Origin of the sequence: Mucilaginibacter sp. 14171R-50 (assembly GCF_010093045.1) — a bacterium.
In the GTDB taxonomy this organism is placed as follows: Bacteria; Bacteroidota; Bacteroidia; order Sphingobacteriales; family Sphingobacteriaceae; genus Mucilaginibacter.
This window is the reverse complement of sequence record NZ_CP048115.1, coordinates 379332-402248: the sequence shown is the minus strand read 5'-3', so window position 1 is coordinate 402248 and position 22917 is coordinate 379332. Positions and strand designations below refer to the sequence as shown.

The window sequence follows — 22917 nt, the reverse complement described above, 5'->3', positions numbered from 1 at the left end:
CATGAAAAGAAAGTTTTATATATTTCTGCTTCTTACCCTTGCCGGGCTTGCACCTGCGTGTAAGAAAAATCTTGATGTGCCGCCAATGAACGTGGTTCAGGATCCTGACGTTTTCACAACCTCAAATGGCATCACATCCTACATGGCGCGTATTTACAGCGAACTGCCTATCGAGGATTTTAAATGGGGGCCTAATACAGGCTTTAAAGCCTATTTCTATGGATCCCCAAGCGCTATTACAGGCGAAGCTATCAGCCGCGATCAGCAAAACAGTACCGAAACCTTTGGTTATTGGGCCGATGCTTACCTGTTGATCAGGGAGTGTAATTACTTTATGGAAACCTTGCCAGATTACGCAAGCAACTTTACACCCGCAGAGGTTAACGGCTGGCTTGGCGAGGCGCGCTTTATAAGAGCTGCTACCTATTTTGCATTAGTAAAACGTTACGGTGGTGTGCCAATTATAGATAAGGTGCTTACCAAACCAGGGGCAAATATTGATGATATCACACAAAGCATTGAAGAGCTTAAAGTGCCCCGCTCTTCTGAAGAAGCTGTGTACGATTTTATAGCTGCTGATTTTGACTTTGCGTATGCCAACCTGCCCGAAAGCAACCAGAAAGGCAGGGCAAACAAATACGCGGCCGCAGCATTTAAATCGCGCGCAATGCTGTTTGCCGGCAGTATAGCAAAATACAACAATATTACATTGGTAGCGGGTTCCGAACGTTTGTGCGGTATACCGGCAAGCAAAGCGGCCGATTACTTCAAAGCCAGTTATGATGCTGCTGTGTTGGTTCAGGGTAGATACAGCCTTTATAAAAACAATTGGATAGCAGGCAATAAGGATGCCCAGTACCAAAACTTCGTAAACTTGTTTTTGGATGCCAACAGCAGTGAAAATATATTTGTGAGGCAGTATAAATATCCCGACGCTGCCCATTGGTACGATGCCAACAACGTGCCTTATCAATTAACCGGTGGTGTTTCGTCAGAAACCTGCCCTACACTTGATTTTGTAGAGATGTTTGAAGGGCTGCCTAAAAACGCCGATGGCACCATTAAAACGGTTGATGCAAGCGGTCAATATATTTTATACGATCGCCCGCTTGACCTTTTTACCAATGCCGAGCCGCGCTTACGAGCAACCGTTATTTTCCCGGGCGATCTGTTCAAAAATCAAAATATCGAGATACGGCGTGGTATTTATACCCAAAATTCTGCAGGCGGTATTGACAAGCTTGTTCCGTTTGGATCAACCTCACCTTACCCATCTGGTAAATTTGTAGGGTCTGCAACAGTAGTTCAAGACGCTTATGTATTACCTGACAAATCAAAAATGAACCCGGCCGGCCTTAGCGGTGTTTTTACAAACTACAGCGGGCAGGCAGGTAACATTTCAGGCTTTTCTATCAGGAAGTATTTAGTGCCTGATAAGCCAACTTCTGAGGTGCAGACAAACCGTTCTGAGCAGGCTTGGATAGAACTGCGTTACGCCGAGGTATTATTGAACCGCGCGGAAGCCGCCTACGAATTATATAGCTTGGGGCAGGGTGGGAATTACCAGCAGGATGCCTTAACTGATATCAATGCTATACGCGAAAGGGCCGGCGCAAGTTTGCTGCCATCTATCACAAACATAGATGATATTAGAATGGAGCGGAGAAAAGAGCTTGCATTTGAAAACAAAACATGGTTTGACCTTAGAAGGTGGCGCATAATTGATAAAGAGCAAAACAATACTATTTACAGGATATTAATGCCGTTTTATGTGGCCGATGCCAATAAATACTTCTTTGACCCCCGCTTTGACGAAAGGAACAGCCGCTACACTTTTGATACCAAATGGTATTACGAGCAAATACCGCCGGCTGTAATTGGCCGGAGTACAAACTTAGTTCAAAATCCAGGCTATTAATTTTTTAACAATATGAAAAGTAAAATATATCACATAGCATTAGGGCTGGCCGTTATCACCGCCTCGTGCAAAAAAATTGATAATTACCCCGCCCCAACAGAAACTTTAAAGGGCACCATTACGGATGTTGCCACCGGTAAAAACGTTCAGAGCGAGGTATCGGGAGATAACGGTAACGGTACGCGCATAAAGTTGCTGGAAACCAGTTGGAGCAGCAATCCAACGCCGCTTTACCTGGCCACCATGCAGGATGGCACCTTTAACAATACCAAGATTTTTGCCGCTACTTATAACATAAGCGCCGAAGGTGCATTTGTACCCCTGGTGCAAACCGACGCTTCCGGGCATACTACGGTTGACCAAAGCCAAAACGTTGAAGTTAAAGGCGGTACTACAACGGTGAACTTTAAAGTAGAGCCATTTTTGAACATCGAATGGGTGGGAGACCCTGTTGTGGCTGCTGATGGCAGTATAACCGCACAGGTGAAAATTACCCGCGGAACAACAAACCCTGCTTTTCAGCAAAATATAACGGATGTTTTCTTGTATGTTAATAACACTAAATATATTGGCAACAATAATTATGATGACAAATACAGCCAGCAAACAGCTTATGCAGGTACAGCGGGTAACGATATTGTTGGTACAACGCTCACGCTTAAAACTAAAGGCGGCGCGCTGCCGGTGAAAAGGGATTATTACGTGCGCGTGGGGGCCAGAACAGATTATGGCCTTAAACGATATAACTACAACGAACCAAAAGTTGTAACAGTTCCGTAATTTGCAAACCGGGAGGCCGCGGCCTCCCGGTTTTTTAACTTTGGATATACCGATATCCTGTTCATCTACTAAAACCTACTTTGATGAGATACATAAGATCATTTGCTTTTTTACTCGCGGCGTTTGTTTTGCCTGGCAGCTTAATGGCCCAGGATGTTTTAAAATATGTGGATCCTAATATTGGGACGGCTCATAGCCGGTGGTTTTTTTATACCCCCGCTGCTGTGCCGGGCGGCATGGCTAAGCTGGCGCCCTCAACAAACGGGCATTACGGTAACGCAACAGGTTGGCAGGCGGTTGGCTATGATACCCGCCAAAACTCCATTGAGGGCTTTGTGCATTTTCATGAGTGGCAGGTTGGGGGTGTAAGCTTCATGCCAATCACCGGCCCATTAAAAATAAAGCCGGGCGCGTTGGATACCGCAGGCAGCGGCTATCGCTCGAACTTTAACCGCAAAAATGAAGTTGCTCAACCAGGCTATTACAAGGTTTTGCTGGATGATTATAACATCACCGCTGAGCTTACTGCCACCAAACGCGTAGGCTTTCACCGATACACCTTCCCGGAGAACAGCCAATCGCATATTATATTGGATATTGGTAACGTACAAGGCGAAAGTGGTGCGGTAACAGATGCCGAAATACACATGGTAGATGATACTCATTTTGAAGGCTTTGTTATTACTTATCCGAAATACCTGAAGATATACGACCCGGAAGGTAAGGTAGCCATGTTTTTTTACGGCGAGATCAGTAAAAAGCCTGGCAGCGTAGGGGCGTTTACAGCAAAGGGGATCAACCAGAATACTACTTCGGCTAAGGGTAAAGGCGCCGGCCTGTTCCTTAATTATAAAACAAGCAGAAACGAAGCTATAGAGTTGAAAGTTGGACTTTCTTACACGTCAGTAAACAATGCAAAAGAAAACCTGGCGGCCGAAGCTAAAGGCCTTTCGTTTAACCAGGCTAAGCTTGCAGCCCAAACCACCTGGCGCCAGCAGCTCGGAAAGCTTTATGTGGAAGGTAACAACGAGGCGGATAAAAAGAAGTTTTACACAGGTCTGTTCCACGCCTTATTGGGCCGGGGCACTGCCAGCGATGTAAACGGGGCATACCCTACACATGGCGGCCATATTGGCCAAATGGATTACTCCCAGGGTAAACCGAAACGCAATTTTATAAATACCGATGCCATTTGGGGCGCTTTCTGGAACCTTACGCAATTATGGTCGTTATCCTACCCCGAAAGCTACAGCGATTTTGTGCATACACAGCTGCAGTTATATCAAGACCGCGGCTGGTTTGGCGATGGCATTGCCAATAGTGAATATGAATCAGGCGTGGGAACGAATTTTGTAGGGTTGGCCATTGCGGCTGCTTATCAGGCCGGCATACGCGATTACGATATAAACTTTGCATATGAGGCAGTAAAAAATAATGAACTGGGTTGGAAGAACCGCGATGTTGGCGCCGGTAAAATGGATACCAAAGCGTTTTTAGAACACGGTTACTCGCCATTTATTGATGAAAACAAAACAGACTCTACAGGGGCCTATTTTTCGGCTTCGCATACGCTCGAGTATAGCTTTAGCGCTTTTGCCGCAGCGCAGATGGCAAAAAAGTTAGGTAAGATGGACGATTATAAAAAGTTTATCGATTACTCAAACGGATGGAAGCACCTTTACAATCCTGCCAATAAGCTGATACAGCCTAAACGCGCCGATGGAACATTTATAGATAAATTTAATCCGCTTGAGCCATGGCGCGGTTTCCAGGAAGGTAACGCGGTACAGTATACTTTTTATGTGCCGCAAAACCCTGCCGCGTTGATAAACGCGCTGGGTAAAGACTACTTTAATAAAAACCTGAACAATATCTTCGAGAAATCTGAAAAAGATGCCTTTGGGGGTGGTAAAACTATAGACGCTTTTGCCGGTATAACCGCAATTTACAATCATGGCAATCAGCCTAACCTTCATACCAGCTGGCTTTTTAATTTTTCGGGCAACCCATGGCTCACCCAAAAATGGACAAGGCGCATCTGCGATGAATTTTATGGTATAGAGCCTATTCACGGTTATGGATATGGCCAGGATGAAGATCAGGGCCAGCTGGGCTCTTGGTACGTAATGAGCGCGCTTGGCTTGTTTGATGTAAAAGGATTTACAGATGCCAAACCGATTGTTGAATTAGGCAGCCCTATGTTCAGCAAGGCTTCGGTTAAATTAGGCAACGGTAAAAAGCTTGTTATTGTGGCTAAAAACAACTCTAAGCAAAATTATTATGTTCAATCTGCCACGTTTAACGGTAAAAAGTTAAACAATTGCTGGCTATATCGCGATGACCTGATGAAGGGTGGCACATTAACCTTTGTTATGGGTAATAAGCCGAACAAGACCTGGGGCACTAAGGTACCGCCGCCATCGGTACAATAAATAAAACGTAAAAAAAGAGGCCGCTTATTGCAAGCGGCCTCTTTTTGTTTATATCAATAGCGGTTACTGGTGGTGATCAGCATCAACCGGGCTTGCGATAAGGGGCTGTGCCTGCTCCGTTCCATAGCGATTGGCCGCTGCAGCATCATATTTATTATTATGGGGTAGCAGTCTGTATCTGAATTTAACCACTCCTTCCTGGCTCAGTGGGAAATTGGTATGCCAATGGTTATTCATCACCCACGAGTATATAGTAGCGCTTGGCTGGAGCTTTGTTATCCATTTGGGTGAGTTTGCGCCGCTGCCGATGATATTGGCGGTGATGCCTCCGTCTTCAAAAACCGGAGCATCTAACGAGCACCATGTTACTCCCCTTTCGCTGTTCGAAATATCAAGCCAGCGCTGAAATGTTATCCAGTTACGGTTTGCCCCCGGTAACTGATCTTTTTCAAGTGCCATGATACCAAATGGTATATCTACCCGCGTTTCAGGGTTGGGGATGTTAAAAGCAAACCCGAAATGCACACCCTCTTTTTGAGTGACAGGCTGCTTATCTATATAATTGGTAATTTCCAGCGAGGGTGAGCCGGCGATGATGGTAACCTCCCGCAACAGGCTATTGCAGCCCTCTGCGGCAGACATTGCCACCAGCGTGGCCACAAGCGGGCCGTTTTCTTTGATACTTATTTTTACATTGCTTGTTCCGCTTGCTTTGGCCGCGTCATCATCGGCATGCAGGTAACGGTAGCTGTTGAGCGAGTGTTCGGTGTCTACAAATTCATAGCCTTCTTTTTTCAAACTGGAAATGTCACCTGTTTGCGTATTAATTACGGCTTGTAACAGGCCATTATCAAGGCTATTACCGTGTACCAGGGCCTTTGCGGGTTTTGGCTCGCCTTTTTTAAGGGTATATCTTTTGCAGCCTAAGGCCGGGACATCCGAACCGTAAAAAACAAGCTCACCTGTTGAAAGGCGCTGACTGATAACCGGTTTTCCATACTCGTCAACAACCCTGCCATATCCCTTGCTTTGTTCGGCCGGTACGTAAACCAATCCGCCCCGCGGCCACACAAGCGTGTTAAATACACCGATAACCTTGCTACCACCTTTTTTTACCGGGGCTAAGGCCGAGTCTATTAAATTGGCGCTCATGTCATGTGCGTTCTGGAAGAAACCGAACTTGGTTTTTAGGATGTTATTTGTAATAGGCTGTTTTGAAGGGTCGATAAAGCACCAGGTGTGTTCGTCGGCCATGATCACGTTTCGCCATGCCTCGTTAAATTGTTGTTGCGGCGCAGGCGCACCCGGATGCAGCATATCCCATAAAGTCTTGGCTTGTATCAAGCGTTCTTTCGATGAGCGGTTCATGGCGGTTTGCTTGGCGGCGCTGCCAAGCCCGTCGGTCCAGTACTCAGTGAAATCACCCTTCATAACAGGCAACTGGTCGCCATATTTCTTTTCAAATGTTTGCATCACCTGCGTGGCGCTTGCTATTACCAGGTGTGGGTAGGCGTAGTCTTCGTTCCAGCTTTTTACTGCATCAGGGAGGTCGGCATCAATAGGGGTGTTGTCGGCCATTGCCCACGACATAGCGAAAATATCGTAGGGGTAGGTGCCCGATGCTTCCAACTCGGGGAGTGCTTTGGCAAGATAAGTATCTACGAAGTTTTTACGCGGATGGTCGGTTTTAATGATCTTCAATAATTTGGAAGTATCGGTCTGGCCAGACATCAGCGGCCAGTAATCGTGACCTTTTGCTTCGGCCCCGGGCCTGTAACTGCCCGGCTGTAAAAACAATATCTTTGATTTCCCGTCAGGGCCAACCCACCAAAACGGTTTAAAGCTAAGGTCGGTTGAATTACCAACCCTGCCCCAGCCATTGTTTAAGGCGAAGCAATACTTTATACCAAACTTCGCGGCAGCCGGCACAACACCCCACGACATGCCAGGCACATCTGTCTGCACCAGGGTCTCTATTTTTTTGCCGGTAAGCTTTTCTATCTTTTTGCCATAGCTAAAGTATTGCAGCAACTCTTCATCTGCTGAAGCGCTGGTGTTCATGTTAACATATCCGGCATCAAGCTGTAGGTAACCTTTTTGTATGCCTTCTATCAGGTCCTGCTTCTCCTTTGCGCCGGCTGTTTTAAGGTAGCGTTCTACCGGCCATAACACCTCGGGGTTCCATTTAAACCGGGCATCTTCAGGATAACTAGCTGTTTGCTTACCAAGCTTTATAGCGTTAACCAGGTTTCGCTTATGGATAACTTCTACATTAGCCTGGGTATTGGTATAGCCGATATCAACATGGCTGTGTGGGTAAATGTAAACCGTCCAGTGCCGTTTTGCAGGTACATCAACTGTTTTGGTGTAATTTTTACCGGCCGCACGTAATGTTATGATGGCTTGGCATGCGTTATCTACGCCCGCGTTATCGGGCAGCAATACCGCCAGGCTATCCAGTCCGTTGCCTGCTTGTATGGTTGTGATTTCTTTTTGCCCAATACAATTTACTGTTATGGTTCCTTTGCCGGCAAACCTGCTTTTGAAGTGCAGCATGATCTCCCTGCCAGGCTTTCCGTCTGGACGATGACGATAAACAGGTTTTACGTCGCAATCAAAGGGAGCTGGCTGCGTTTTAGTGTAATTTGCTTTTGAAGCGGTATGCTTTAGGTGCGATGCCTTGCTTTGACCATATCCGGCATAGCCAATGCACAGTAAGCATAAACTTATATATTTAAACATACTAATTTGGTTAGGGTGGTAAATGTGAGTCTGCTGTTTAATAGCGGGCCGTTTAAAAAGCAAAGCCTGCAATATTATTGCAGGCTTTGTATATTAAAGATATTACTTCGCGTTCAAGAGCCCCCAGTTTTCGTTTGGCTTTGGCCCCATGGTTAGTACCAGCGAACCGCCTTTTAACAACTCGGAAGCCGGGAAGTTAAATGAATTTAATATACGCCCGTTTAACGTTGCCGACTGCACGTACATGTTATTGCGCGATGCCCCTTTAGCTACGATGGTAAACTTTTTGCCACGGCCAAATTTCTGTCCCAGGTCTATCTCTATTTTTTGATAAAGCGGGCTTCCTATTTCGTAAACCGGTTTTGCGCTGGTTCCGCCGTCAGTTTGGAAAAGTCCTATTGAAGCCATGATCAGCCAGGCGCTCATTTGTCCCTGGTCTTCATCGCCTAAATAGGCATTGGCAACACCATAACCATAAAAACGATCGATGATTGAACGGCTCCATTTTTGGGTAGACCATGGTTTACCTGCCCAGTTAAACAAAAATGCGAAATGCATAGACTGCTGGTTGCCCTGCACTACCGGGTAATCCCAGTACTGGTCGTTCATACCGTTATAGCGCCACGGCTCGCTTTCTTTAAAGCCCCACTCCAGGCGATCGATAAATTTCTTTTTGCCGATCTTACTGATCAAGGCCGGAACATCCTGCGGAACGAAAAAGGTAAGCTGCCAGGCATTGCCCTCAACATATTCCTCGTTAGCCCCACTACGGAAAGGGTCGAAATTTTTCACCCATTCGCCATTTGCCAGTTTCATGTGGCAGTAGCCTGCGGTATCAATAGCGTTTTGCCACCAGTAGCCACGGTCGTTAAATTTGTTGTAGATATCAGTTTTGCCTAACGACTTTGCTAACTGCCCGACGGTCCAGTCGTCGAAAGAATACTCCATTGTGTTCGAAAAACGGCCATTGTCAGACGGTACGTATTTATGCTTCATGTATTCAACCAGGTCGCGGTTACCGGCAAAGCCGGTATATACTTTCTGCGCCGGGGTGGTTTGCATTTTTACAGCAGCATCAAGCACCTTATTGGCATCAAAGTTCCGTATCCCCATTTGATAGGCCGATATCATTTGCGGTATCTCGTGTTCGCCAACCATCACCGGGATGTAGTTCATGGCGGCGGGGCCTTTTGCCAGCCAGCCGTAAGCATCGTACATGGCCAATTGCGAGTTAACCCAACGGTTACTCCATTCGGGCGTAACCAGGTTCCACATCTGGTTCAGGTTCCAGAAGGTGTTCCAAAACGCATCACAGCCTAAGGCTACATCATCCTTGTTTTTCAGCTTTTGTATCTTTCCGTCGGTGCCATGCCATTCGCCGTTAACATCGCTCCAGGTGTTGCGGCTGCATATTGATCTGTACATCGAGTTATAAAAGCGCACTTTCTCCAACCTGTTAGTAGTTGTAATTTTAACCCGGTGAAAAATGTCATTCCAGGTGTTAACCTGGTTTTGCCTTACCGCGTCAAAGTTCCATCCAAACCGGTCGGTTACCTCGGTTTTTAAATTTTGCCGCGCATTATCAACGCTTACCAGCGATATGCTTGACCTTACCTGCACTACCGGGGTTTGTTTGGCATCAAACTCCAGGAACAAACCGGCTTCTTTAGCGCCGTTGGCCTCAAATTCGTTACTGTATTTTACTGTTTTGTTTACCCAGCCACCCATATTTTTGATAGGCTTATCAAATTCAACAACAAAGTGCAGCGTATAATCCTGCTCGGCATCGTTGCTCCAAACGCCCGGCGAAACCTGGTGTGCCGATCCTTCTATCCGGTAATCGCTTACCTTTTTCAGTTTTATTTCTTTCAACTGGTAATTGTATTCGGCGGGCACGTGCAGGTCTACCAGTATACGGGCGCTATCCCTGTTTGCCGGGAAGGTGAAGCGTTCAAAGCCACATCGCGTTGTAGCGGTAACTTCAGCCTTAATGCCATAATTTTTTAAGTCAACCTTATAATAACCTATCGGCGCCTCTTCGGTGCGTTTGTCAATAAGCGAACGATAGCCCGAGCTTGGTTTCTGTTCGTCGCCCATAGTGGTCTTTAATTTGCCGTTGCTGGCAAAAATGCCCAGGCCGGCCATGGTCCACTCATGTATATGGCTAAATGTGCCCACGCTTTCGTAAGTAGGCTGATAGCCCGCCTGCCAGCCGGCGTTTTGGTTATCGGGGCTCATTTTTACCATGCTGAAAGGCATCCAGGGGCCGGGCGCTATCATCCAGCGGGAGTGAGCAGTACCCATGCGGGTATCGACGTAATTTGCGAGTGTCTGTATTTTTTGTTTAGAGCGGTTTACCACGCCGATTTGTATGATCTTACCATTTTCTAAAATGCTGTAGCGGCTCTGTCTCGCGGTAGCAACCGCGGGCATTAACGCCTCAAATTCGTAATCGCCTTTTTCTACAACATCGTTAAAAATGGTACGGCCATCTAATTTTACACTAATCCTGGGCGCACCCTTTAAATGTGTAGCGTTTATCAGCAATGGCTGCATCGGTTTGCCGTTTGATATCAATTGATATTGGGCCGGCTTTACAGTGCCGATATACATCTGGCCGGGAGTTTTTACACGCGCCTGCGCGGGACCCTCCAGGCTTACCTTATCGAACATTATCCACGAACCTTCTACAACTGTAATGGTAACGTTGTTGCCGCCCTTTTTAATGATGCCGGGGTTAATAGGTATCTCAATAGTTTTTGGTGTAGCAGCGGCCAGATTGCCCGTAAGCGATGCCGTATCAACCAGTTTTTCATCCAACCTGGGGCTGCGCTGCTTATTCACATCATATCCGGCGGCGGAAAGTTGTATCCTTTCGTCCTGATTGTTTATGCTGATCTTAAGCACAGGTAAAAAGTGCTTGGCATAATCTGCCAGCCGGATCACTAATTTATAATCGCCTTTGGCAGGCACGTTGTCTAAACCAAATAGTATGTTTACCTGGTTTGTACGCCAGCCGGCAGTAGGCCAGGTACCTCCCCATGTATCAACCGGGCCCGGAAGCACGTATGGAAAGTCTTTTTTCTCCTTAGAATAGCCTACTAAATAAAACTTGTCTTCGTAGCCAAAATCCTGCCCTACAAATTTTTTAAAACCGTTTGGCGCAAGCGCAAATTCCGATCCTGAATTATCAGTTTTACCAACATTCCAAATGGCTTTCTGTGTTTGCTGCGCATACGAATACGCTACAAAACCGATGGTAAGCTGGCAAAGCAGTAAAAATCTTTTTTTCATTTTGTGTATTAAAGGTGTAATAATTTGGTGCAAGATACCGATGAAATCAAAAGTAAGCCCCTGTAACCAAGGGCTTACTAATAAAACCAACTTAATCAACCCCTCAAAAGGAGCAATCTCTTTGACAAACATAAAAAAAAATTAATATGTTTGTACATACATACATTATAAAATTTATCTTTTATGATTTACAGCTCTGCCTCCCGCTGCAGCGTTAACCGCTCGCATGTAGGATTTTTGTTTTTTTTGCTGGTGATAGGATTGCATAGTTTGAAAGCTGCGGGTAGCGTGCCAGACATCAGGGAAAGCCCTTCAGAGGCAAATTTGACCGTTTACGTACAGCCTTATTACAAATACAGGAATGACGGCAAGCCGGGGCGTGAGATAATCCTATATTTTAAAGAAAGGATATTAAAGGGTGATGTAAAAGTAGCAGTAAAGTGCGATGACAAAGCCGAAGAATCAAAATTTCAGTTTGAGAATGCTACAAACGGAGTAGCCGTTTTGCTTCCCGAAGGCGTTGGTGTTAAGGTGGCATCATCTGCGCAGGTTAATGTATATTGTAGTGGAAAAGAATATAGTGCCACTGTAGCCATACCTGTAAAAAAACAGTGGACGGTTTATATATATCCGCATAGCCATGTAGATATAGGCTATACTAATCTGCAGGAAACGGTGAGGAAGCTGCATGTACGTAATATCGATGTAGGTATCGATCTGGCAGAAAAAACACAGAATTACCCCGAAGGCGCACGTTTTATATGGAACACTGAGGCCACCTGGGTAGTAGATGAGTACCTTGCGCAGGCTACCCCGCAGCAAAAGGCGAAATTTAATAACGCGGTGACGAAAGGCTGGCTTCAGATAGACGGCGGCCACTCTAACATCAATACCAGCACTTGCTCTGACGAGGAACTGCAAATGATGTTTAGCAATAAACTTAAAATAGAGCAGCAAACAAAAGTACCTATCCATACCATGGTGCAGATGGACCTGCCCGGCGCGGCATGGGGCTTGGTGCAAGCCGCCAAACAAAGCGGCATTGATGGCTTTATCAATTTCCCTAATTATTTCGATCTGCGCAGGGTGTGGGACCACAAACCCTTTTATTGGTTGGGCCCAGATGGTAAAAGCAAGATACTTTTTTTGCAGGGCAGCCCTTATGGCTACGGCTATACCGTTAAAGGCAGTAAGTACGGGCTCAAAATATTGCAATCCTATTCGGATACTATTGACAGGGTGAGTACCAAAAATCCAAGCGCTAATTTTATCGATCCGTTTATTTTCCATGAAACCGACAGGCTGGAACGGGAAGGTTCACCGTATGATATTTATGCCATGACCTGGTCAATGGCTGATAACTGCCTGATAGATGCCGACCTGCCCGAAGCAGTAAAACTATGGAACCAGAAATATGCCTACCCAAAGGTAATTATAGCCGGCAGCAGGGATATTCTGAATGCTTATAAAGAAAAGTATGCTGCCATTATACCCACGTACAGCGGCGATATAACCGAATTCTGGACGGAGGGGCTTGGCTCGGACGCGTTAAGGGTAGGTATGGGCCGCAGGGCAAAAGAAAACCTGGTTCAGGCTGAAACGTTGTGGCCAATGCTGAATGGTAATAAACGCCCGGCCCCTGTAAACCGGTTTAATGATTGCTGGGAACAGTTGTTGCTTTCGGCAGAGCACACCTGGGGTTACCAAAACCCTAAAGCCCCGCTTGCCAAACAGGTAGAGGCAAACAAAGCAGCATACTTTGAGAATGCCGAAAAACAAAGCAATGCACTCATCGCGGATGCCCTTAAAAATGTAAAAAAGATTAACGGCGGGTATATTTCTGTATTTAACACCCTATCATGGGCGCGTGGAGGAGTAGTTATACTGGATGCCAAAATGAGCCGTGCGGGTAATCGCGTGGTGGATAAAAACGGCACAGAAATGCCCGTGCAGCGTTTAAGTACAGGCGAATTGATCTTTTACGCGGATAACTTGCCCGCTTTGGGTTCTAAAGCTTATAAGGTGGTGCCGGGCACCTACAAAGGCAACCGGAGCCTTAAAGCCGGGATAGGTTTTTTAAGCAACAACCAGGTAAAGATAACGCTGGATAAAAAAACGGGCAATATCATAAGTCTGCTTAGGCTCAAGGATCAAAAGGAGTTTGTCAACGCCGCATCGGGTTTTGATTTAAATAGCTATAATTATGTAAAAGGCGTGCGCAACGGTAAGGATACGGTTACCGCGCCCACCCATGCCACTAACGCGAAGATCAGCATTAAGGAAATCGGGCCATTATTAGTTTCGGTAAGTGTACAAGCTGATGCAGAAGGCTGCAAAGGATTGAACCGCGAGATACGGCTCTATAAAAGCCAGCCTTTTGTAGAGATAATTAATACTGTTGATAAAATCTCAACCCGTCAAAAAGAGGGTATACATTTCGGGTTTGGTTTTAACGTGCCCGAGGGGGTTACCCATATGGATATCCCCCTGGGGGTTATGCAGCCCGAGCGGGACCAGCTAAAGGGAACCAACAAAAACTGGCTGGCTTTTCAACGGTGGATAGATGTTTCAAACCAAAACTCAGGAGTAACCTGGACGTCGGTAGAATCGCCAATAGTGGAGTTTGGGTCGATAACCGGGAATATTTTAGACGGTGCAAGACAAGGTGACCTGTGGGAAAAGCATGTCTCGCAACCTCAAACTATCATATCGTGGATGCTGAACAACCATTGGGATACTAATTTCCCACTGGAGCAAGGTGGTATAATAAAAAGCCGGTACGGGATACTGCTGCACGGGGCTTATGACGCGGTTACAGCCAATCATTTTGGGGTGGAGTTTAACAGGCCGCTTATCGCGGTAGAAACCACGGGCAAAACCAAGGTGAATGCTTTGGTTACGATTGATAACCCGGAGATAATGTTGTTATCTTACCAGAAAAATGGTGACAGTAAACATCCCGAGGTGAAGCTACGCTCGGTTTCTGACAAGCCGCAAAAGGTAAACTTGCAGTGGAAGGACGGATCTGAAAAGTTAATCAGTATAGCGCCTTACGGCTCAGTAAGCGTAACTAAATGATAAAATAAAAGAATATATGAGGTATTTCTTAACCACAACAGTTATTGGGGCGGCGTTTATTGCATTATTGCTGCCTTCAATTTCGCTGGCTCAAACCCATTTGATAAAAAATCTGGCCGCGGGCAAAAAGCAAACGCTGGTGGTATATGGCACAAGTTTATCGGCCGCGGAGGGGGGGCAGGCCTGGGTTAAAGCGGTAAGCGACGCTATTAACAATAAATATCAACAGAATTTAACGGTTTATAACGCGGCCAGGAGCGCCATGTGGTCTACCTGGGGTGTGCAGCACCTGGAAGATAGCGTAATAAGCAAAAAGCCCGATGCGGTTTTGATGGAATTCAGCATGAACGATGCCTTCCTGGATTATAAAACCAGCGTGGCATTGGCCCGGCTAAACCTGAATTATATGATAGACCGGATAAAATTATTTAACCCCAAATGCGAAGTAATATTGCAGGTAATGAACATCCCCATAAATGTACATGCGCAGCAGCGGCCACACCTGCTGCAATATTACAATATGTACCGGCAGGTAGCTAAACAAAGGGGGCTGTTGTTAATTGATCATTACAACAACTGGAAGAAAATATTAAACCGGGGGACGGCCGAATATCTTAAATACGTACCCGACGGGATACATCCTGATGAAAACGGGGCCCGGGAAATAGTAGCGCCGCTGGTTTTGAAAAAATTAACAGGGAAATAAGAAAGGCCCTCTATACAGGGGCCTCCTTATTAGCTGCTATACTAAAACTTATTTTATCTCTATTTGCCTGCGCACCGCTTTAGCCTCTTCGCGTTTGGCAATGTCTATCTTTAATATACCATCGCTGTAGCCAGCTTCGATGTTCTCATAATCGGCGGTTTCGGGCAGTGTGAACGAACGCACGAACGAACTATAGCTGTACTCGCGTTTGCTGTAATTCTTTTGCGTATTGTTGTTTTCATTTTGGGTTTCCACCGAAATGTTCAGCACATTGCGGTCAAGGTTTATTTTAAAATCCTCTTTTTTTAAGCCTGGCGCTGCCAGTTCCACATGAAAATGATCTTCCGTTTCGCTGATATTAGCCGCCGGCACGCGGGCTACCATGCGGTCGCTAAAAAATGTGTCGTTGAAGATCGAATCAAAAACATCGTTAAAGCCGGGCATTAACGAACCGTTGCTTCTTTTGTCGGAATTAAATTTAACCAGTGTCATCGGTTGTCCTCCTTAAATAATTTTAATGATTAAACTAATAAATAATTAAACTCATATTAAAGGTATCAACCTCAATGCCAAAGCAAAAAGAAGTAGGAATGACTGAAAAATTTGCACAGAAAGTGAAAATATTACAGCCGATAGCTGTCAATTTTTCAAGGTTGTGTCCAATAACACAAGCCTCATGTCAGTTCTTGTCCATTGATAGATACGCGCCGCTATTTCTGGTGTATTAGCATTATAAATAATACTTATATTCAACCAATCAAAACCACACACATGAAGCTGAGATACCTGTTCTCAATCGCCGTTTTATCAGGCACGTTAAGCGTAAACACCGTAAAAGCGCAAATGGCCCCGGAAAAAATTGATAGCCTGGTGCAGCTGGCACTGAAAACCTTTGATGTGCCGGGGATTGCCGTGGCTGTTGTTAAAGACGGTAAGCTGGTTTATTCAAACGGCTATGGTGTTGCATCGCTGCGCACTAAACAAAAGGTTGATGGCAACACGCTGTTTGGCATTGCATCAAACAGTAAAGCTTTTACAGCCGCAGCAATAGGCATGCTGGCAGACGAGCAAAAGCTTAAGCTTGATGACAAGGTTACCGACTACATCCCCGAATTTAAAATGTACGACCCATATGTTACGGCCGAATTTACCATACGCGATCTGCTTACCCACCGCAGCGGATTGAGGCTTGGAGCAGGAGACCTGATGATCTTCCCCGATTCGGCTGATTTTAAGGTAAAGGATATTATACACAACCTGCGCTACTTAAAACCCGCGAGCAGCTTTCGCAGTAAGTTTGATTACGATAACCAGATGTATATTGTAGCCGGAGAGATTATTGCCCGTGTAAGCGGTATGAGCTGGGAAGATTTCATTGAAACCCGCATCATGAAGCCGCTGCAAATGTCGGGGAGCTTCGCCTCGTACAGCCGGATCAAAAACACAAGAAATTATATTGACGCGCACGCCCCGGTAAATGGTAAAGTGGTGGTGATACCACGTAGCACCAGCGAGCCTACCAATGCCGCAGGTGGTATTTACAGTAGCGTAAACGACCTGAGCAAGTGGATTATTATGCAAATGAATGATGGTAAATATGGCGATAACCTAAGTAAGCGCTTATTTAGCAGCCGTATGCACCACGAAATGTGGACGGTGCAAACCGCGCTGCCCGTTAGCGTACCCGGGCCTTACAACACACATTTTAGCGGCTATGGTTTAGGCTGGTTTTTAAACGATGCTAAGGGCTATTTAAAAGCAAGCCATACCGGCGGGTTAGATGGTATGGTCACCCAGGTTACCCTGTTCCCCGAAATTAAACTGGGGGTTATTGTACTAACCAACCAGCAGTCGGGCGCGGCTTTTACCTCGGTAACTAACGAGATTGTTGACAGCTACATTGGCGATACCGGTAAGGACTGGGTAAAACTTTACAGCGATGTAGAAAAAATGAATGCCGGCGGCGCTACTGCAGTTGTTGATGCTGTTTGGAAACAGGTGGACGAGCAAAAGAAAGTCTGGGCAGATGGCAGCATATATGCAGGCACTTATCACGATAACTGGCTGGGCGATGCTACCATCAGCCAAAAGGACGGACAACTTTGGTTTGCCGCTAAACGCTCTCCGCTGCTGTTAGGGCAAATGTTTTACTATAAAGGCAATACTTACGTAGTAAAGTGGAACAAGCGCAGTATGGATGCCGATGCCTTTGTAATGTTTACCACCGACGAAAATGGTAAACCGCTGGGCTTTAAAATGAAACCTATTTCGCCTGCTACCGATTTCAGCTACGATTTTCAGGACCTGGATTTTGTAAGGGCAAAATAATGTCCTGATAAAAATAACAAGTGTGGTGCATAAAGGTTATAGGCTTGTTATTTACATTTTTACACCTTTTATCAGCATAACAGATTCTATGGACTGTTCTTTAAGGTGAAGGAACTTTTTCCGTTCCTCATCTTTCATAAAGTTATCAAGATCCTGCTCGCCTTTAAATTCTACCAGGTGAATTTCGTAAGGCGCATCTATATTGCTTTCTATCACAGCCTGCTCATCCGGCCGCACGCGCAGCATTAAAGTGCCGTTATATTTTTCAATTAGGGGGATGGCGATATCTTCAAACTGGTGAAAAACATTTTCTTGACCTGGTTTGACGTAAATAAGCTGGGTGATGTATAGCATAATATAAAGCTAATAAATTTTGCTCTATTGAACAGGTAGGTGTCCATTATATAATTCAATTTCATATATTTATCAATATAAACTATTTGATAATCAACCTTTAAACCATGAAACAAATACTTGCACTTGCCATATTAGCCTTTGCATTAATAAGCTGTAAGCAAACAAATACTACAGGGCAAACTAAAGCCGACACCGTTTCGACCCTCAATTACCCGTTTAAGCCCAAATATTCTATAAAATGGGAGAAGGGCGACGAAAAGAACGCGCAGATAGTACTTAACTGTTTAAAAAAGTATGTAGATGGCGACATTAAGGGGGCCGTGGCAAGCTTTGCAGATACCGTTACCTTTTTGGCAGATAATTTTGCGTTTACGGGTAAAAAGGACAGTCTGGCAAACATTATCGGCCAAATGCGCGGTGATTTGGTTTCGGTATCAAAGGAGTTTGAATCGTGGATGACAACCTATTACCCGGATAAAAAAGACACCTGGGTTACCCTGTGGTACATGGAAAAATGGACTGATAAAAAAGGCAAAACCGATTCGCTTTATTACACGGATGACGTTTTACTTAAAAACGGTAAAATAGTACTGTACGACGAGAAGATACGACACAACCCGGCGAAATAAAGCATGCGTACGATAGCCTATACCGCTGTTGTAAGCCAACAGCAGTTATAGTAAATGCAAGGCATAAGACGGTTTTTTTAAGATGAAGTTCGATACCTATACTCCGTGCGATGCATTAAAACCGTTTGTGAAGTCGTTTGTCATTTCAGAAAATGCTGCTGCAGATACTTATAAAGTTCTGCCCGATAGCGGCCTGGTGATTGGTTTTCAATACCGGGGAAAGCTGTCGTACCTTGAGTACGGCTCTGAAACACCCCTTGCAAGCGCCGGCATTACAGGGTTGAGGGATAGTTACCGGGTATTTAACAATTCGGCAAACATCGGTACGGTACTGGTCTTTTTTGCCGAAGGGGGCGCAGCGCCTTTTTTCAATATACCTATGCACGAGCTTTTTGGTGCAAGCCTTTCATTGGATCATTTTATGCTTGCTTCGGAGTTGATGGTCCTTGAGGAACAGCTTTGTGAGGCAAAAGCAGATGTAGGACGCATAAGGCTGGTTGAGCGTTTCCTGCTGCAACGGATGAAGCCGGTAAACCCGGACCCTTTAGTAGCAGCTGCCGTTACATTGATCAATCGGCATAAGGGTAATATCAGGATAGGGGAATTGTTAACAATATTAAACACCAGTCAGAGCCCACTTGAGAAAAGATTTAGGCGGGTAGTAGGCACCTCACCTAAAAAGTTTGCAAACATTGTGCGGCTAAAGCATACGCTGCAAGAGCACTACCAGGGGCAGCCCTTAACCGATCTGGGGTATCACTCAGGTTTTTACGATCAGGCGCACTTTATTAAAGCATTCAAAAATTTCACCGGCGAGTCTCCGGAAAATTTCTTCTCCGGCCGTTAATAAACGATTTTTTACAATTACAGCCATGGGTATAATGGCAATTTTGTATTACATCAATTTTAAAAGCCATGTCAAGTATCAGATCATTTGCAGCGCCGCATAAAGGGCTGCGTCACATTATCTCTAAATTTGCCATCCGTTTAGGGCATACAGATTTCGGCTCCCCGGCACAATTAGCAGCCTTAAAGCAATTAGGGCTGGAAATGTTTACCCTGCTGGACGACCATGTGCATACCGAAAATGAACACACGCTTAAACAACTGGAAGAAAGGGTTCCGGGCGCTTCCGGCCATGATGTGGCCGATCATGAAAAATTAGAAACTGTACAACATTCGCTCGCGCAAAAGCTCTCCAGGTTCACCGGTCAGGAAACAAGTGAAGAGATCCATCAATTTTACCTTGCCTTCTCTTTATTTCAAAGCCAGTATCTTGAACACATTTATGAAGAGGAAACCGTCACTGAAGTTTTGCTGCAGCAAAATTTCAGTGATGAAGAACTGACAGGGCAGCGCAATCAGATCATGCAAAGGCTTGCGTTCCCTACGTTACTGCTTTGGCTGAAATATATCGTGCCTGCGCAGCGTGAAGAAGAAAGCCTGGGCATGCTTTCGGGTTTTAAAGCGAACGCCCCTCAGGATGCCTTCGGGCAGGTGCTGGCCGCACTAAAAACCGAACTGGAAGATGAACGCTATGATAGCCTAATGTCAAAATTAGCCTGAACGTCATCATATCTCATCTAGATCGTTACAAAAAAAGAAACGGGTACAACACATTAAAATTTCACATTCTTTTGGGGGATGCGGCCCGGTATTGCATCTTATTATAATGGCGGGCGATAGCGCCCGGTACCTATGTAAACTTAACGGATTGGCTATGTATGGTTATATCCGAATACATCTTATATAATGATCAAAAGAATACTATTGGGGCTGCTTTTTACCTGCGCTATAGGTGCGGCCCGGGCACAGGATTGGGCAAATATCGGCAGATACCAGGATGCTAACAGCAAAGTACCCCCACCTGTAGCCGGCGAAAACCGTGTAGTTTACATGGGCGATTCGATAACCGATTTCTGGATAACCAACGATTCATTGTTTTTTGCAGGCAAACCCTATTATGACCGCGGCATAAGCGGCCAAACAACCGGGCAAATGCTGGTCCGTTTTCGCGAGGACGTGATCAACTTAAAACCGCGTGTAGTAGTAATATTGGCAGGCATAAATGATATTGCCGAAAACAATGGGCCGTCAAAACTCGAAGATGTGTTCGGGAACATCGTATCAATGGCGCAGCTTGCACAAGCCAACCATATTAAAGTTGTGCTGTCGTCGGTGCTGCCTGCTTTAAGTTTCCCCTGGCGGCCCGCCATACAACCCGGGGCAAAAGTTAAAGCGCTTAACCAAATGCTTAAAGCCTATTCCGCTAAGAACGGCATTGTTTACCTTGATTACTTCAGCGCTATGGCCGATGCTAAAGGCGGGCTGCCTGCCCGCCTGTCAAAGGATGGGGTGCACCCCAATTTACAAGGCTACAAAATAATGGAGCCGCTTGCCGAAAAAGCGATAAAGGCAGCACTGTCAAAAAAATAAAGCATTATCTAATATTATTATCATATCCGTAAAATGTTGCGGGTACCATACACTCCCATGAAAAGCATTACCAGTACCATCTCGTATTTAGTGTTAATTATTACCCTTGCTGCCGGCGTGCCCGCCATTGCCCAGCAAACGCACTATACCAAATATGTAAACACCTTTATTGGAACAGCGCCGCTTAACGACCCTAAAGTGCTTGGTTATAAACTGCCCGAGGGATGGCGCTCATGGGCCGGGCTGGTGTTTCCGGGCAGTTCGCTGCCCAACGCAATGGTACAGTTAAGCCCCATGACGGCATATGGCTCGGGTGCGGGGTATCAGTATGAAGATTCGGTGATACTGGGATTTACCCATACTAACAAAGGGCACTGGAATCTTTGCAACATTCCTGTATTACCGGTTTCAAATCCCGGCGAGAAGTTTGGCTCGAGGTTTTCACACAAAAGGGAAAGTTCTGCGCCGGGCTTTTATCAGGTATACCTTGATGATTACCAGGTGAACGTAAGCTTAACATCTACCTTGCGTGCGGGGTACCATAGGTACGAGTATAAAAATAACGCCAACAGGCAGATACTTTTTGATCTGGCAAAAGCCAATAACCGGATATCCAACTGGAGTATTGAGCAGGTGGGCACATCAGCGTTACAAGGTTACCAGCAAGGGGGCGAGAAAATTTACTTTTATGCGAGCCTTAACACCAATATAGAGAAACTGGATAAAAAGGAGGAGGGCAAACACACCGGTTATGCTTTGGTAACCCTGGCAAATGGCAGCAGGCCTGTAGAACTTAAAATAGGTTTGTCGTTTGTGAGCATAGCAAATGCGAAACAAAACCTTGAGGCAGAGATAGGTAGTAAATCATTTGAGACCGTTCGTAACGAGGCTACGCAAAAATGGGAAAAGCTGTTATCGGCTATACAGGTGAAGGGTGGCACGCCTAAACAAACACAGATGTTTTACTCATGCCTGTACCGCTCGTTTTTATGGCCTGCGCTGCGCAGCGATGTTAACGGAGAATTTACCGATGCGAAAAGAAATGTAGCCAACACCGGTATTACCTACTACACCGAGCCATCGTTGTGGGACACTTACCGCAATAAAGATGTGCTTTTAGGTTTAATAACGCCGCAGGTTACCCTTAACGTTATTAAATCAATGAAAGATGTGGGCGATAAAACCGGGTTTATCCCAACTTTTTTTCACGGCGACCACGCGGCATCCTCTATCGCAGGTGCATACCTGCGGGGTATTGATAACTTCGACATAAAAGGCACTTACCAACTGCTGTTACGAAATGCTAACATAGAGGGCGGCACACGGCCGTTCATCACCGAATATATTAAAAAAGGCTATATATCCACCCCTGACATTGCCCACCCCGATGTGGAAACCAAAGCTAAAGCGGGCGTTTCCAAAACCCTGGAGTATTCGTACGACGACTATTCGGTAGCACAGATCGCAAAAAAACTCGGCGATACCGCCAATTACAGGATACTGATGGCCAGGTCAAAGAATTACAAAAACGTTTTTGACCCATCTACCCGGTTTATGAGGGGGCGACTTGAGAATGGAGAATGGGTAAAAAATTTCAACCCGCAGTTTCCGTATTACGAATACATGTACCGGGAAGCAAATGCCTGGCAGGTGTCGTTTTTTGCGCCGCACGACATGCCTGGACTGATAGAACTGTATGGCGGGCCAAAAGGGTTCGAATCAAAATTAGATTCATTGTTCACCCTGCCCTGGAACCCCAATTACATCGCGCGAAATGTTGAAACTATGATTGGTCAGTATTGCCAGGGTAACCAGCCCGACCACGAGGCGCCGTTCTCTTATATCTTCATCAATAAGCCCGAAAAAACCCAGAAAATTCTTGATTTTATTATGGAAAATTTATACGGAATTGGTGAAGAAGGTCTGGAGCTTAGCGGCATGGACGACGCCGGCGAAATGTCGTCATGGTATGTTTTTAGCTCGCTTGGCTTATACCCCTTCTCGGCCACCGACCCTAAATATATTGTTACCGTACCGCTTTTTGATGAGGTAAAATGGCGCACAAGCAATGGTAAAACAATCACCATAACCAAGCCTGGAAAAGGAAGGCACATCATATCGGTAAAAGTGAACGGAAAAGAGAACAAGGGCTATTTTGTATCGCACGACCTTTTCAAAACCGGGGGAACGGTAACTATCGGTACTAAATAAGTGCTA

The 22917-nt window shown here is 45.6% G+C and carries 15 protein-coding genes; 11 read left to right on the top strand and 4 right to left on the bottom strand.

The features are described from left to right. Position 1 precedes the first annotated feature (1 nt). From GWR56_RS01765 to GWR56_RS01755, 3 genes are all read left to right on the top strand, one after another. On the top strand, positions 2-1918 hold the full coding sequence (locus GWR56_RS01765; protein ID WP_162429471.1) for a RagB/SusD family nutrient uptake outer membrane protein: 1917 nt from the start codon (positions 2-4) through the stop codon (positions 1916-1918). 12 nt (positions 1919-1930) lie between these two features. Continuing rightward, positions 1931-2698 carry a DUF3823 domain-containing protein gene (locus tag GWR56_RS01760; protein WP_162429470.1) on the top strand — a complete coding sequence of 256 codons (768 nt, stop codon included), beginning with the start codon at positions 1931-1933 and terminating at the stop codon, positions 2696-2698. An 83-nt stretch (positions 2699-2781) separates the two neighbouring features. Further along, the gene (locus GWR56_RS01755; protein WP_162429469.1) at positions 2782-5130 is read left to right on the top strand and encodes a GH92 family glycosyl hydrolase; all 2349 of its coding nucleotides are present in this window, start codon (positions 2782-2784) and stop codon (positions 5128-5130) included. A 63-nt stretch (positions 5131-5193) separates the two neighbouring features. Here GWR56_RS01755 and GWR56_RS01750 read toward each other — a convergent pair whose 3' ends face one another. Beyond that, a complete protein-coding gene (locus GWR56_RS01750; protein ID WP_162429468.1) occupies positions 5194-7872 on the bottom strand; it encodes a glycoside hydrolase family 38 C-terminal domain-containing protein in 2679 nt (892 codons plus the stop codon). Between the two features lie 102 nt (positions 7873-7974). Next, positions 7975-11166: a GH92 family glycosyl hydrolase gene (locus GWR56_RS01745; RefSeq protein WP_162429467.1), complete on the bottom strand. Its 3192-nt coding sequence runs from the start codon at positions 11164-11166 to the stop codon at positions 7975-7977. Between the two features lie 183 nt (positions 11167-11349). Here GWR56_RS01745 and GWR56_RS01740 point away from each other — a divergent pair, with 183 nt between their 5' ends. After that, entirely contained in the window at positions 11350-14244 is a 2895-nt protein-coding gene (locus GWR56_RS01740; RefSeq protein ID WP_162429466.1) for a glycoside hydrolase family 38 C-terminal domain-containing protein, read from the top strand. Between the two features lie 16 nt (positions 14245-14260). Next, on the top strand, positions 14261-14950 hold the full coding sequence (locus GWR56_RS01735) for an SGNH/GDSL hydrolase family protein (RefSeq protein WP_162429465.1): 690 nt from the start codon (positions 14261-14263) through the stop codon (positions 14948-14950). Positions 14951-14998: 48 nt separating this feature from the next. On the opposite strand, the gene GWR56_RS01730 is transcribed toward GWR56_RS01735, so the two are convergent. Then, positions 14999-15442, bottom strand: a complete 444-nt coding sequence (locus tag GWR56_RS01730) for an Hsp20/alpha crystallin family protein (protein WP_162429464.1) — start codon at positions 15440-15442, stop codon at positions 14999-15001. A 279-nt stretch (positions 15443-15721) separates the two neighbouring features. On the opposite strand from GWR56_RS01730, the gene GWR56_RS01725 reads away from it, so the two are divergent. Further along, positions 15722-17278 (top strand): serine hydrolase, encoded by a 1557-nt coding sequence (locus GWR56_RS01725; RefSeq protein ID WP_162429463.1) that lies wholly within the window; start codon positions 15722-15724, stop codon positions 17276-17278. Positions 17279-17329: 51 nt separating this feature from the next. Here GWR56_RS01725 and GWR56_RS01720 read toward each other — a convergent pair whose 3' ends face one another. Beyond that, on the bottom strand, positions 17330-17632 hold the full coding sequence (locus GWR56_RS01720; RefSeq protein ID WP_162429462.1) for a DUF1330 domain-containing protein: 303 nt from the start codon (positions 17630-17632) through the stop codon (positions 17330-17332). A 107-nt stretch (positions 17633-17739) separates the two neighbouring features. Here GWR56_RS01720 and GWR56_RS01715 point away from each other — a divergent pair, with 107 nt between their 5' ends. From GWR56_RS01715 to GWR56_RS01695, 5 genes are all read left to right on the top strand, one after another. Continuing rightward, positions 17740-18264 (top strand): hypothetical protein, encoded by a 525-nt coding sequence (locus tag GWR56_RS01715; RefSeq protein ID WP_162429461.1) that lies wholly within the window; start codon positions 17740-17742, stop codon positions 18262-18264. 82 nt (positions 18265-18346) lie between these two features. Then, positions 18347-19111: a helix-turn-helix domain-containing protein gene (locus tag GWR56_RS01710; protein WP_162429460.1), complete on the top strand. Its 765-nt coding sequence runs from the start codon at positions 18347-18349 to the stop codon at positions 19109-19111. A 68-nt stretch (positions 19112-19179) separates the two neighbouring features. Next, the gene (locus GWR56_RS01705) at positions 19180-19830 is read left to right on the top strand and encodes a hypothetical protein (RefSeq protein ID WP_162429459.1); all 651 of its coding nucleotides are present in this window, start codon (positions 19180-19182) and stop codon (positions 19828-19830) included. Between the two features lie 186 nt (positions 19831-20016). Then, complete coding sequence (locus GWR56_RS01700) at positions 20017-20700, top strand: SGNH/GDSL hydrolase family protein (RefSeq protein WP_162429458.1); 684 nt, start codon at positions 20017-20019, stop codon at positions 20698-20700. Between the two features lie 57 nt (positions 20701-20757). Beyond that, on the top strand, positions 20758-22911 hold the full coding sequence (locus tag GWR56_RS01695; protein WP_162429457.1) for a GH92 family glycosyl hydrolase: 2154 nt from the start codon (positions 20758-20760) through the stop codon (positions 22909-22911). Positions 22912-22917 lie beyond the last annotated feature (6 nt).